General features: G+C 72.0%; 10 protein-coding genes and 1 riboswitch. Of the genes, 6 read left to right on the forward strand and 4 right to left on the reverse strand.

What is annotated here, in order from left to right; genetic code table 11:
* Nucleotides 1-797: 797 nt before the first annotated feature.
* The 3 genes from DZF91_RS00070 to DZF91_RS00080 form a co-directional block, all read right to left on the reverse strand.
* Nucleotides 798-2,690 (reverse strand): sensor histidine kinase, encoded by a 1,893-nt coding sequence (locus DZF91_RS00070; RefSeq protein ID WP_117355476.1) that lies wholly within the window; start codon nucleotides 2,688-2,690, stop codon nucleotides 798-800.
* A 222-nt stretch (nucleotides 2,691-2,912) separates the two neighbouring features.
* On the reverse strand, nucleotides 2,913-4,355 hold the full coding sequence (locus DZF91_RS00075) for a purine-cytosine permease family protein (RefSeq protein ID WP_235833943.1): 1,443 nt from the start codon (nucleotides 4,353-4,355) through the stop codon (nucleotides 2,913-2,915).
* Nucleotides 4,345-4,461: riboswitch (TPP riboswitch) on the reverse strand. (Overlaps the previous gene by 11 nt.)
* 183 nt (nucleotides 4,462-4,644) lie before the next feature.
* The gene (locus DZF91_RS00080; RefSeq protein ID WP_117355467.1) at nucleotides 4,645-4,980 is read right to left on the reverse strand and encodes a rhodanese-like domain-containing protein; all 336 of its coding nucleotides are present in this window, start codon (nucleotides 4,978-4,980) and stop codon (nucleotides 4,645-4,647) included.
* 234 nt (nucleotides 4,981-5,214) lie between these two features.
* Here DZF91_RS00080 and DZF91_RS00085 point away from each other — a divergent pair, with 234 nt between their 5' ends.
* Entirely contained in the window at nucleotides 5,215-5,658 is a 444-nt protein-coding gene (locus tag DZF91_RS00085; protein ID WP_235833937.1) for an SSI family serine proteinase inhibitor, read from the forward strand.
* A gap of 60 nt (nucleotides 5,659-5,718) precedes the next feature.
* Here the strand turns inward: DZF91_RS00085 and DZF91_RS00090 are convergent, their stop codons facing one another.
* Nucleotides 5,719-6,582, reverse strand: a complete 864-nt coding sequence (locus DZF91_RS00090; protein WP_117355469.1) for an Fpg/Nei family DNA glycosylase — start codon at nucleotides 6,580-6,582, stop codon at nucleotides 5,719-5,721.
* A gap of 496 nt (nucleotides 6,583-7,078) precedes the next feature.
* Here DZF91_RS00090 and DZF91_RS00095 point away from each other — a divergent pair, with 496 nt between their 5' ends.
* The 5 genes from DZF91_RS00095 to DZF91_RS00115 all read left to right on the forward strand — a co-directional run bounded on the left by DZF91_RS00095 (nucleotide 7,079) and on the right by DZF91_RS00115 (nucleotide 13,356).
* The gene (locus DZF91_RS00095) at nucleotides 7,079-7,282 is read left to right on the forward strand and encodes a heavy-metal-associated domain-containing protein (RefSeq protein ID WP_117355470.1); all 204 of its coding nucleotides are present in this window, start codon (nucleotides 7,079-7,081) and stop codon (nucleotides 7,280-7,282) included.
* Between the two features lie 93 nt (nucleotides 7,283-7,375).
* Nucleotides 7,376-8,329, forward strand: a complete 954-nt coding sequence (locus DZF91_RS00100) for a hypothetical protein (protein ID WP_117355471.1) — start codon at nucleotides 7,376-7,378, stop codon at nucleotides 8,327-8,329.
* Between the two features lie 95 nt (nucleotides 8,330-8,424).
* Nucleotides 8,425-10,686 carry a heavy metal translocating P-type ATPase gene (locus DZF91_RS00105; RefSeq protein WP_117355472.1) on the forward strand — a complete coding sequence of 754 codons (2,262 nt, stop codon included), beginning with the start codon at nucleotides 8,425-8,427 and terminating at the stop codon, nucleotides 10,684-10,686.
* 514 nt (nucleotides 10,687-11,200) lie between these two features.
* On the forward strand, nucleotides 11,201-12,586 hold the full coding sequence (locus DZF91_RS41600; protein ID WP_235833938.1) for a class I SAM-dependent methyltransferase: 1,386 nt from the start codon (nucleotides 11,201-11,203) through the stop codon (nucleotides 12,584-12,586).
* The gene (locus DZF91_RS00115; protein ID WP_117355474.1) at nucleotides 12,583-13,356 is read left to right on the forward strand and encodes a glycosyltransferase family protein; all 774 of its coding nucleotides are present in this window, start codon (nucleotides 12,583-12,585) and stop codon (nucleotides 13,354-13,356) included. Before DZF91_RS41600 ends, DZF91_RS00115 begins: the two co-directional genes overlap by 4 nt.
* Nucleotides 13,357-13,515: the final 159 nt, after the last annotated feature.

A 13,515-nucleotide genomic window follows, 5' to 3' on the forward strand; every position in this document is an offset into this window, starting at 1 on the left:
CCCACCCGCGCCGAGCCCCCACGCCCGCGCCGACCCCCCGCAACTGCCCCACCGGCGACCACGCCGACAAGCCGCGCGCCCAGCACCCGCGAGAACAACCGCGCACGTAGAGGACCGGTCCACCAAGCCGCAGCCCGAGAGCCGCCTCCATATCGAGGGCTCCGCCTGCACCCCAGGCACGGAGACGAGTCCCGTGGCCGCGTCCTCTGCGCCACCAGACGCAGCCGCAGCGCCGCGTCGAGCCCGAGGGCTCTGCCTGTGAGCAGGCACGGAGAGGGGTCCTGTGGACGCGGCCTTCGCGCGTGAAGTGGCCCTCGTGTCACCAGGCGCAGCCGCAGCGCCGCGCCCAGACCGAGAAGCCTGCTTATGAGCAGGCGTGGAGACGAGCCATGGACGCGGCCCCTCGGCGCAAAGTGGCCGCTGCTCCGCCTAGCGCAGCCCCTCAGCGGGGTCTATACCGAGGGTTCCGCCTGTAACCAGGCGCGGAGACGAGTTCGGTGGATGCTTCCTTCGTGCGCGAAGTGGCGGCCGTGCCACCAGGCGCAGCGGCAGCGCCGTGTTCATACCGAGAGGCCTGCCTGCGAGCAGGCGTGGAGAGGTGTCCTGTGGACGCCGCTTCCGCGCGGAATCGGCCGTCGTGTCACCAAGCGCAGGCGCAGCGCCGCGTCTATACCGGGCGCCCATGAGTGCGTGGGGTGGGGGAAGACTCGCGACGCGTGAGGTTGGGTGATCTTGGGCGAGGTGGGATTGAGGTTGGGCTTGGGTGGGGCTGGTGGAGGGGTGGGGGTCGGCGGGGGCTAGTGGGGTGGGGGCTGGCGGAGGGTCAGGCGCATGCAGGTGCCGGGGCCGTGGGTGGCGGGGAGGGCGGTGATGGTGCCGTTCTGGGCTTCGGTCAGGCGTTTGACGATGTAGAGGCCCAGGCCGATGCCGCCGAAGCGGCGGCGGTCGCCGGCTTCGCCCTGGACGAAGCGTTCGAAGATGCGCTCGTGGTCGCCGGGGGCGATGCCGATGCCCTCGTCGGTGACGGTCACGACCAGGTGGGGGCCCTCGGCGTGGGCGCGGACGCGGACGACGCCGCCGTCCGGTGAGTACTTGAAGGCGTTCTCCAGGAGCTGGCCGAGGACGATGTCGGTCGCGAGCGGGTCGCCGTGGCAGAGGGGCAGGTCGGGCGGGAGCTCCAGCTCCACGTGGTGCAGCGGGGACAGGGACCGGAATCCCGCGACCACGCCGCTGACCACGTGCGCCAGGTCGAACGCGTCGATGGTGACGGCGAGTTCGTCGGCTCCGGCGCGGGAGCCGAGCAGCAGGTGCTCCACCAGGCGGGCCAGGGACTCCGCGCGGTCGGCGATGGTGGCGACGGCCGTGCGGCGGTCCGGGTCGGGCAGCTCGTCCCAGCGGTTGACGAGCGTGCTGGCGAAGCCGCGCACGACGGTGATCGGGGTGCGCAGCTCGTGGCTGGTGGTGGCGAGGAAGAGGTCCTTCGCCTCCTCCAGCGCCTTGGCCTCGGAGACGTCGCGGAAGTCGACGACCAGCTCGTCGGTCTCGGCGACCTCGGCGGCCAGCACCTCCAGCCACACCCCGGACGGCAGCCGCAGCGTGCGGGTGCTGCCGGGCGCGGGCGGCTCGAACGGCAGCCGACGGCCGAGGACCTGGTCCGTCGGGACGCCCGTGAGCCGGGTCGCGGCCGGGTTCCACTGGCAGACCAGGCCGTCCCGGTCGAGGACGGCGATCCCGTCCGCGCTCGCGTCGATCACCGCGCGCTCGTGCGCCCGCTGCCGGACGGCCTCGGCGAAGGCCACGGCGTTGCCGACGGCCACGCCGGCGTGCCCGGCGAGCAGTTCCAGCAGCTCCAGCTCGGTGTGGCCGGGCCGGCGGCCGGAGAACAGGGCGTACAGGGCGCCGTACGGCCGGTTCTGGAGGTAGGACAGGCCGAGCGTGATGGTGTGCAGCCCGGGCAGCTCGGACCAGATCAGGTCGCCGAGCCTACGCTCGCCGCCCGCCATCTTGATCGTCTTGCCCGTCCGCAGCAGCTCCCCGACGAGGCTGGACCGCAGGTCGGCGGTGGCGCCGCGCATCCGCTCGGGCAGTCCGGTGAGGCTGACCAGCCGCAGCCGCTCGCCCTCGATCCGGACGAACCCGGCCGCGTCCGCGCCGGTCAGTTCGATCAGCGCGGCGGTGATCCGGTCGAGCACGGTGGCGAGGTCGAGCTCGGCGTTCAGGTCGGCGACGATGTCGTTCAGCCGCCGGACGAGCCGGGCCCGCTCGGCCATGTGGTGCTGGGCGACCTCGTCCTCCTCCACCGGGTGGTAGACGCCGACCCAGCCGAGCGGTTCGCCGTGCGCGTCTCTGAGGAGGCTGGTGTCGATCCGGACGTCGATCAGCGTCCCGTTGCGGCAGAACCGGCGGGTCGCGATCGAGATGCGGCCGGTGTCGCCCTCGCCGGGCCGGCGGGTGAGCAGCCGCTCCTGCACCGCGTTGTGCTCGGCGGTCAGCTCGTCCGGGACGATCGGCGGCACCCGCCCGGTCATCTCCGCCGCCGTCCAGCCGAACATCCGCTCGGCCGCCGGGTTCCAGACCGTGACGCGGTGCTCGTGGTCCACGGCGACGATCGCATCGGCGGCGCTCTCGATGACGGCGCGCGCGATCGGATCGTGGACCTGGAGTTGCACGCCCTCATGCTGCCACCGCATCACCTCCTCCTGCCGGGCAACCGCCGCTGAAAGGTCTCTCCGCACCGACCCCGCGGGCCGAAAACTCTCGCCTCTTGGCGCACAGCCACCTCCCCCGTCGCGTCCAGTCTCCGCCACCCCGCCCGCCCCGCGAAAGCCGGTCACCGAGCTGTGGACAACCGGCATCAACGCAGCTCAGGCCCCCTCCCCGGAGCAGGGAGGGGGCCTGAGACCCGCGAACGATCAGGCGGCGGCGTCGGAGCGGGGGCCGGAAGCGGAGCCGGAACCGGAGCCGGAACGCCGGCCGAGCGGCTTCAGCAGCAGCGCGGCGGCAGCGGCGGCCAGGAAGGAGAAGAGGGACGCGCTCATCCACGAGGCCGGGGTGAAGTGCAGGCTCCGCTGGACGTCCTGCCAGAGGTCGGTCCAGTGGGCGACGGTGCCCGGGTTGATGAGCTGGTAGACGGCGATGCCGACGAGCCAGGCGACGATCATGTTCCAGCGGGCGGGGGCGGAGCGGCCGGTGTCCCAGCCGCGGCGCCCGCTGCCGAGGAAGAAGTCGGCGGCCAGGACTCCCAGCATGGGGACGAACACCGACCCGATCAGTGACAGGAAACTGGCGTAGTCGTTGATGTCCAGGGCCAGCGCGAGGACGGTGATCAGCACGCCGAGCGCGACCGACAGGACGCGGCGGTCCGCGCGCGGCACGAGGTTCTGGATGGAGACGGCCGTCGAGTAGACGTTCGCGAACGACTGGTCGGCCTCCCGCAGGACGAAGACCGCGAAGACCAGGGCGCCCAGCGTCACGTGCAGGAACGGGTCGTAGATCCGGGACGAGTCGCCCGCGACCAGGGCCAGCGCGAACAGTCCGAGCACGTAGGCGATGATCTGCGTGACCGAGTAGCCGACCGCGGCCGAGCCGAAGGCGGCCCGCTGCGTCCGGGAGTGCCGGGTGTAGTCGGCGGCGACCGGGACCCACGAGATCGACACCGCGAGCGCCGCGTCCGCGCCGATCCAGAAACCGCCCCAGGACCCCTGGTTCAGGTCGGGCAGCGGTTCACGCAGCAGCTGGATGTAGAAGTAGACCAGCGCGAGGCAGACCGCGACCGTGACGTGCAGCAGCTGGATGTAGAAGTAGACCAGCGCGAGGCAGACCGCGACCGTGACGTACCGGCGCAGCAGCCGGACCGATCCGAGCGGCCAGATCGTCAGCACGGTCGTGATCACACCCGCCGCGACCACGTACGCCCAGCGCGGCACGCCGTCGTACAGGGCCCGCGCGGCGCCCGCGATCGTGATCAGCTCGAAGGTGCCCCAGCCGACCAGCTGCGCGATGTTCAGCACGGTCGGCAGGTAGGACGGCCGGGCCCCGAACAGCCCGCGCAGCAGCACCATCGCGGGCTGGCCGGTGCGCGCGCCGGGCACGGCGGCCAGGCCCAGCATGAGGCCGCCGATCAGCGTGCCGACGATCATCGCGGTGATGCCCGCGGTGATCGAGATGGTCGGACGGCCGTCCTCGGTCGGCGCGAGCACGGTGTACGCGCCGGAGAACGCCAGCAGGCTGACGCCGAGGTTGGCCCAGAAGGCGGACTGGTCCCAGAAGCCCAGCACCCTGGGCGCGGGCTGGTCGAGGGTGTACGGGGCCTCGTCGCGAGGCGCGCGGACGGACTCCTCCTGCACAGCGGACACTGCACGCTCCCTACGCCGGCATTACCCGGACAGGTTCATGCGGTCGGCGGCGCCGCTTCGTGCCGCCCTCTCAGCCCGGTTGGCCCGAGCTCCCGCGGTATTCAGTAAGACTGGGCGAATCGTACATCGAACGTTCCAGGGAGCGGAACGCCCAATCCTCCGCCCCGCATTCCCCGGACGCGCCTCCCGCCACCCCGCGTCCGCGCCCGCCGCCACCAGTCGGCCTCCAAGCGGACACGCGGTGCCTGGACGTCGGGTCTCGGCGGCGGTGGCCTCCCGCGGGTGCTGGTCAGGCGACGTGCGGCGGGGCGTCCGTGTGGCCGTCGAGGGGACGGCCCGCCTCGGCCCAGCGCTTCATGCCGCCGTCCACGTTCCGGGCCATCCAGCCCGCCTGGTTCAGCGCGATCGTGACCTGCGCCGACCGCATCCCGGACCGGCAGACGACGAAGATCTCGCGGTCCTGGGGGATCTCGGCGGCGCGGTCGCTCAGCTCGCCCATCGGGATGTGGACCGCCTCCGGCGCGTGCCCGGCGTCCCACTCGTACTGTTCGCGGACGTCCAGAAGGTACGCGTCCTGCGGTACCTCGGCGGCGTCCACGGCCGGGACGTCGTTCCCGAAGTTCATCCGAACCTCCCCACGGGCCCCCGCGCGGCACGGGGACACTCGAAACCTACAGATCCGAGCATGAATCCCATCATGCTCCAGGCACTTCCCCGACCGGTCGCCCACCCGCGGCCGGCGGTCACCCGCCTGTGCCGTCGGCTCAAGGACCTGGTCAGAGGCCGGGTCGGCGGAACCGGTCGAACGGTGTGGAACCGTACCGGGCTCCGCGACGTCGAATCGTCTATGCGGTATCGGATGCTCCTTTTCACGCCCGCCGCCCTGGCACTGGTGATGTCGGCCGCCTCGTGCGGTTCGGAGAACGCCAAGTCCGGGCCGACGGGCGCCCCGCCGAAGGACAACGTCGCGCCCGGCTCCCCCGCCGACCACCTGACGGTCAGCGTCCGGGCCTCCGCCCAGGCACCCGCCAAGACCTGGACCCTGACCTGCGATCCCGCCGGTGGCGACCACCCCAAGGCGGCCCAGGCGTGCGCGGCCCTCGCCAAGGCGCCGGACGCCTTCAAGCCCGTACCGGCGGACATGATGTGCACCAAGATCTACGGCGGCCCGGAGGTCGCCACGGTCAAGGGCACCTGGCACGGGCAGGCGATCGACACCAGGTTCACCCGGACGGACGGCTGCCAGCTCGCCCGCTGGAGCAAGGCCGCCCCCCTGTTCGGCGACGTCCCGCCCGTCCGCTGACCGTCCCCCACGTCCACCGCCCGTGAGCCGAGGCCGCCGCGGCGGGCGCGTTCCGCCTGGTCACTTGAGGAGGCGGGAGAGGCGCCGGTCGGCCAGGGGCTTGCCGCCCGTCTGGCAGGTGGGGCAGTACTGGAGCGAGGAGTCGGCGAACGACACCTCGCGGATCGTGTCGCCGCAGACGGGGCACTTCTCGCCGGTGCGGCCGTGGACGCGGAGGCCGGTCCTCTTCTCGGCCTTGAGGTCCTGGGCGGCGAGGCCGCCGGAGCGCGCGACGGCGTCGCGCAGGGTGTCGACGATCGCGTCGTAGAGGGTCTGGACCTCCTCCTCGGTGAGCGAGCCGGCGATCTTGAACGGCGACATGCGGGCGACGTGCAGGACCTCGTCGGAGTAGGCGTTGCCGATGCCCGCGACGATCCGCTGGTCGCGTAGCAGGCCCTTGATCTGGGTGCGCTTGCCGCCGACGATCCCGGCGAGCGTCCCGACCGTGAAGGACGGGTCGAGCGGGTCGGGGCCGAGGGAGGCGACGCCCTCGACGTCGGACGGATCGCGCACGACGTAGACGGCGAGGCCCTTCTTGGTGCCCGCCTCGGTGAGGTCGAAGCCGGAGCCGTCGTCGAGGTGGACGCGCACGGCGAGCGGGTTCCTGCCGCCGGGACGGACGGGCTTGACCGGCATCTCGTCGCGCCAGCGCAGCCACCCGGCGCGGGCCAGGTGGACGACCAGGTGCAGCCCGTCCACGTCGATGTCGAGGAACTTGCCGTGCCGGGCCACGCCCGTGACCGTGAGGCCGCCGAGGGACGTGATCGGCGGGTCGTAGGTCTTCAGTGCGGAGATGGCGAGAACATCGACGCGGGCGACGGCGTGGCCCACCGCGCGCTCGCGCAGGAACGCGGCGAGCGACTCGACCTCGGGAAGCTCGGGCATGCTTCACATTATCCGAGGTCCGGCCGCTGTCCACAGCGCTGTGGAAAGCTGTGGAAAACCCTGTGCATGACGCCGGCCACCCCCGTGCGAGCGACGTTCGCGCCGGATATACCTTGGCAAATGACCCCGATACGGCGGCCCCGCTCGATCGGCCGCGGCATCGGCACGTGTGGATAACCGCCCGCCCCAGGGCCGCCGAAGACCGATGCCACGCCCCGGCGTGAGGCCGCCACGTCCAGTGCCAGACGGCCACGTGCGGCCTCCAGTGCGCGTCGTCGCGCGGCGCGCCGCGCTGGAGCTGCCCGGATCCGCCGGGCGCGGAGGGGTACGGCTCCGCCGCGTATCACCAGATATCGCCCATGGTGATGCGAGTCACGCAATAACCCCTAGGGGGTAGGGGTTGCAGCCCGGTGAGAGGTTATGGCACCATGAGGGCACGAGATACCCCCCAGGGGTACCCCGGAAGACAGCGACACGAGACCGAGGAGTCAGGGACATGAGCACCGCCACCTACACCGTCACCGGAATGACCTGCGGCCACTGCGTCGGCTCGGTCAAGCAGGAGGTCGGCTCGATCAGCGGCGTCACCGACGTCCAGGTGGAGCTGGCGAGCGGCAAGGTCACCGTCACCAGCGAGGGACCGCTGGACGACGCCGCCTTCCGCTCGGCGATCGACGAGGCCGGATACGAGGTCGCCTGACCCGGTCGGGAGGTGCCGCGGCGGACCGCCGCAGGACGACGGGACGCCGCGGCACCCGATGCCGCCGGGAACGGGCCGAAGGGACGGATGGCTATGAGGACGACGACAAGAGTTGGCGCGTACGTGCTGGGCCTGGCGGCCGTCTTCGGCGGCGCGCTGGGGATCGGCACGGTGACCGGACCCGTGGGAGCGAAGGCGGAGACGGGGCACCACATGTCCGGCGGGCACAAGGGTGAGAGCGGAGAAGGCGACATGAACGGCGAGCACGGCGGCGAGCACGGCGGACAGGGCGGCGGACAGGGCGGCGCGCACGCCGGCCACGGCGGCGGCGGTACCCCCGGGGGGCTCCAGATCTCCGCCGAGGGCTACACCCTGGCCCTGCAGAACGCCACGGTCGCCCCCGGTACCAAGACCGACTTCAGGTTCAGCATCACCGGGCCGGACGGTCAGCCCGTCACCCGCTACCAGCCGCTGCACGGCAAGGACCTGCACCTGATCCTGGCCCGCCGCGACCTGTCGGGCTTCCAGCACCTGCACCCGACCCCGGTCGGCGGCGGCGTCTGGTCCGTCCCGATCACGCTGACGGACGCGGGCGCCTACCGGGTCTTCACCGACGTCAAGCCGGTCGGGGCCGAGAACCAGCTCACCCTCGGCGCGGACATCTTCGCCCCGGGCGACTTCCAGCCCAAGGCCGTCCCGCAGCCGGAGCAGGTCGCCAAGGTCGACGGCTACGAGGTCACGCTGAAGGGCTCCCTGACCGCGGGCAAGCCGAGCACGCTCACGCTGAGCGTCAGCAAGGACGGCCGGCCGGTCACGAACCTGGACCCGTACCTGGAGGCGTACGGCCACCTGGTCGCGCTCCGCGCCGGTGACCTCGCCTACCTGCACGTCCACCCGGACGGCGAGCCCGGCGACGGCAAGACCAAGCCCGGCCCCGACGTCACCTTCGAGGCGGACGTCCCGAGCGCCGGCACCTACCGCCTCTACCTGGACTTCAGCCACGCGGGGACCGTTCACACGGCCGAGTTCACCGCGGTCGCCAAGTAACTCCGCAGACTTCCCCTCCACCCCCCACCCCCCGGAACCACCCCAGACGCGTAGCAGCGGAAGCGCAGACGCGCCGGAACGCGAAAGGAGCAGCGATGGCCGCGCAAGCACCTCCCACAGGCCACATCGAGCTGGCGATCGGCGGGATGACCTGCGCTTCCTGCGCCGCCCGCATCGAGAAGAAGCTCAACCGGATGGACGGCGTCACCGCCACGGTCAACTACGCGACCGAGAAGGCGACGGTCCAGTTCCCCGAGGGGGTGACCCCCGATGACCTGATCGCCACCGTCGTGAAGACCGGCTACACCGCCGAGCTCCCCAAGCCGCCGAAGAGCGCCGAGTCCGGCGAGCCGGCCGAGCCCGCGGACGAGCTGAAGCCGCTGCGGCAGCGGCTGGTCACGGCGCTGGTGCTGTCCGTCCCGGTGATCGCGCTCGCGATGGTCCCGGCCCTGCAGTTCAAGAACTGGCAGTGGATGTCGCTGATGCTGGCCGCGCCCGTCGTGGTCTACGCCGGCTGGCCGTTCCACCGCGCCGCCTGGACGAACCTGCGGCACGGCGCCGCGACGATGGACACGCTGGTCAGCCTGGGCACGCTCGCCGCGTTCGGCTGGTCGCTGTGGGCGCTGTTCCTCGGCAACGCGGGCACGCCGGGCATGAAGCACGGCTTCGAGTTCTCGATGACGCGCTCGGACGGCTCGTCCAACATCTACCTGGAGGCGGCGGCCGGGGTCATCGCCTTCATCCTGGCCGGACGGTACTTCGAGGCGCGCTCCAAGCGGCGCGCCGGCGCGGCCCTGCGGACCCTGCTCGAACTGGGGGCCAAGGAGGTCGCGGTGATGCGCGGCGGCACCGAGCAGCGCATCCCGATCGAGCAGCTCAACGTGGGCGACGTGTTCGTCGTCCGGCCGGGCGAGAAGATCGCCACCGACGGCGTCGTGGAGGAGGGCACCTCCGCCGTGGACGCCTCGCTGCTCACCGGCGAGTCGGTGCCCGTGGAGGTCGCGCCCGGCGACTCGGTGGTCGGCGCGACGGTCAACGCCGGCGGGCGGCTGCTCGTCCGCGCCTCCCGGGTCGGCTCCGACACCCAGCTCGCGCAGATGGCGAAGCTGGTCGAGGACGCGCAGACCGGCAAGGCCAAGGTGCAGCGCCTCGCGGACCGGATCTCCGGGGTGTTCGTGCCGATCGTCATCGCGCTCGCCATCGCGACGCTCGGCTTCTGGCTCGGCACCGGCGACGGCGCCGCCGCCGCGTTCACCGCGGCCGTGGCCGTCCTGATCATCGCCTGCCCGTGCGCCCTGGGCCTGGCCACGCCGACCGCGCTGCTGGTCGGGACGGGCCGCGGCGCCCAGATGGGCATCCTGATCAAGGGCCCCGAGGTGCTCGAGTCGACCCGCCGGGTGGACACCGTCGTCCTGGACAAGACCGGCACCGTGACCAGCGGGAAGATGGCGCTCGTCAAGGTCGTCGTCGACCCGGCCGCCGAGACCGGCGAGGAGCAGGTGCTGCGGCTGGCCGGAGCGCTGGAGGACGCGTCGGAGCACCCGATCGCCCAGGCGATCGCCAAGGGCGCGACCGAGCGCGTGGGCGAACTGCCCAAGGTGGACGACTTCGGCAACATCGAGGGCCTGGGCGTCCAGGGCGTGGTGGACGGGCACGGCGTGCTCGTCGGCCGGCCGAAGCTGCTCGCCGAGTGGGAGCAGCACCTGACCCCCGAGCTCGAGCGGGCGATGGCCGAGGCCGCCGCCCGCGGCGAGACCGCCGTGGCGGTCGGCTGGGACGGGAAGGCCCGCGCGGTCCTCACCGTCGCGGACCAGATCAAGCCGACCTCCGCGGAGGCGATCACGCAGCTGCGGGCGCTGGGCCTGCGGCCGGTGCTGCTCACCGGCGACAACGAGGCGGTGGCCCGGACGGTCGCCGACCAGGTCGGCATCGACGAGGTGATCGCCGAGGTCATGCCCACCGACAAGGTGGACGTGGTCAAGCGGCTGCAGGCCGAGGGCCGGACGGTCGCGATGGTCGGCGACGGCGTCAACGACGCCGCGGCGCTCGCCCAGGCCGACCTGGGCCTGGCGATGGGCACCGGCACGGACGCGGCGATCGAGGCGTCCGACCTGACCCTGGTCCGCGGCGACCTGCGGTCGGCGGCCGACGCGATCCGGCTCTCCCGCAAGACGCTCGGCACCATCAAGGGCAACCTGTTCTGGGCCTTCGCCTACAACGTGGCGGCGCTGCCGCTGGCGGCGACCGGCCTGCTCAACCCGATGATCGCGGGTGGCGCGATGGCCTTCTCGTCGGTCTTCGTGGTGAGCAACAGCCTCCGCCTCCGGCGGTTCCGCCCCCTCACCGAGAACGCCTGACCCGACCCGCTCCGACGGACCGCTCGCCCCTCGCTTCACGGGGGGGGCGAGCGGCTCCGTCCAAGGGGAGGCGTCCTTCCAGGGACGAGATGCCCCGGACTCCGGTGGACGAGCCGGACCCCGCTTCGGCGGGGGTGAGGCCCGCTCGATGGGGAGGTGTGGGGCCGGTTCGACGGGACGAGCGAAACCGGTCCGACGGGGCACTCCGCATCGGGCGCGCGAGGAGGTCCGGTCCTTCGGGGCCGGGCCTCCTCGGTTTTTTGCGCGAGGTGTTTCGCGAGCCGCTCGCGGACGGCGGATCCGTGCGGGCGGGACGGCGCGGATATGCCGTTCCGGGCCATTTCCGGAGAGGCATTCGATCAACCCGTAGGTCGTCTTATTCCGGTGTCGGTCACTATCTGTGGCCGCTTGTGGTCATACCCGTGGCGAACGAAAGATCGCTGGTCATGCTGGGGTCGTTCGTCGGGGACGAGGCGCCGGGGCCGAGCGGGGACCGGGCGCACGGGGGTGGCATGTGAACGATCCGAGCAGCGGTGTGGCCGGGTGCCGCCTCTGCGGCGCGAAGGACCTGGCGAGCGTCGTGGACCTCGGGGCCACCCCGCCGTGCGAGCTGTTCCTCACCGCCGACCGGCTGGACGCGCCGGAGCTGACGTACCCGCTGCACCTGCGGGTCTGCCGGGAGTGCCGGCTGGCGCAGCTCCCGCCGCTGATCACGCCGGAGGAGACGTTCACCGAGTACGCGTACTTCTCGTCCTACTCCGACTCGTGGGTGCGGCACGCGAAGGCGTTCGTGGACGCGGCCGTCGAGCGCGTCGCGCCCGGCTTCGTGGTGGAGGTCGCGAGCAACGACGGATACCTGCTGCGGCATGTCGTGGAAAAGGGCGTCCGTTGCCTGGGAATCGAGCCGTCCGCGAATGTCGGGGATGCGGCGCGGGAGAAGGGCGTCCCCACGCTGACGGAGTTCCTGACGGAGGAGACCGGGCAACGGGTCAGGGACGAGCACGGCCCCGCCGATCTCGTCGTGGCGAACAACGTTTATGCCCATATTCCGGACGTCGTCGGCTTCACCAAGGGCCTGCGCGCGCTGGTCGCGGACGACGGGTGGGTGTCGATCGAGGTCCAGTACCTCGCGACGCTCATGGAGTTCGGCCAGTACGACACGATCTACCACGAGCACTTCCAGTACTACACGGTCGCGTCCGCACAGCGCGCGCTCGCGAGCGGCGGCCTGGTCCTGGTGGACGTCGAGCTGCTGCCCACGCACGGCGGCTCGATCCGTCTCTGGGCCCGTCCGGAGGGCGCTGCCGACGCTGCGGCACCCGAATCCGGCGCGCCCACGGGCGCGCCTAGCGCGGGTGGCCATGAGCCCAGCGCGGAGTTGCGCGGGCCCAGTGCGGAGTTGCGCGGGCCCAGTGCGGAGTTGCGCGGGCCCAGTGCGGAGTTGCGCGGGCCCAGTGCGCGGGTGCAGGAGCTCCTGGATCGCGAACGTGAACAGGGACTGCACAGCGACGACGGGTACACGGCGTTCGCGCAGCGCGTCGCCAAGGTCCGCCGTGACCTGCTGAAGTTCCTCATACGCGCGGCCGAGGAAGGCAAGACGGTCGTGGGATACGGCGCCCCGGGCAAGGGCAACACGCTGCTGAACCACTGCGGCATCCGTTCTGACCTTCTCGCCTACACGGTCGACCGGAATCCCTACAAGCACGGCCGCTACACACCGGGTACGCGTATCCCGATCCTTCCGCCCGAACAGATCGCGGAGGACCGTCCGGACTACGTGCTCGTGCTCCCGTGGAACCTGCGGGACGAGCTGTCCGAGCAGCTCGCCTACGTGCACGGATGGGGCGGACGGCTCGTCTTCCCGATCCCGGAGCTGGACGTCGTGGAGGTCGGCCGGTGAAGGTCGTCCTGTTCTGCGGCGGCCTCGGGATGCGGATGCGCACCGGTACGGTCGGCGACGTCCCCAAGCCGATGCAGCTCGTCGGGCCCCGCCCGCTGCTGTGGCACGTGATGCGGTACTACGCGCACTTCGGGCACACCGAGTTCATCCTGTGCCTCGGGCACGCGCCGCACCACATCAAGGACTTCTTCGTCCACTACTCCGAGACGCACTCCAACGACTTCCGGCTGCACGGCGGACGGGTCGAGCTGCTGTCCCACGACATCTCCGACTGGCGGATCACGTTCGTGGACACCGGCGTGGACTCGCCGATCGGCGAACGGCTCCGGCGCGTCCGGCCCTACCTCGACGGCGACGAGATGTTCCTCGCCAACTACGCCGACGTGCTCACCGACGCGCCGCTGCCGGACATGATCGACCGGTTCGCCGGGACGGACGCGAGCGCGTCGATGATGGTGGTGCCGCCGACCGACACCTTCCACTGCATCGAGCTCGGCTCGGACGGCCGCGCGTCCGGCATCACCCCGGTCACCGAGATGCCGGTGTGGATCAACGGCGGCTACTTCGTCCTGCGCCAGGACGTCTTCGACCACATCCCGCCGGGCGGCGACCTGGTCGCGGACGCGTGCGCGGCGCTCGCCAAGACCGGCGGCCTGCTCACCTACCCCTACCGGGGCTACTGGCGTCCCACCGACACCGTCAAGGAACGCCTCGCGCTGGACGAGTCGTACTCGCGCGGCGTCCGCCCGTGGGCGGTCTGGGAGCGGTGACGCGGGACCTGGTCGCCCGAAGCGGCGCACGAGGCCGTGAGGGCGGTGGCGGACCGCGTGGTGAGGCGGACCTCCGGCCCGGCGAGCGCCGGGCCGGGGGGAGGGAACCGCGGCCCGGGCGGGCCGCGGAGGGTGCAGGAACCGGACGGGCCCGGGGCG

It is taken from the genome of Actinomadura logoneensis (assembly GCF_003428695.1).
Lineage (GTDB): Bacteria > Actinomycetota > Actinomycetes > Streptosporangiales > Streptosporangiaceae > Spirillospora > Spirillospora logoneensis.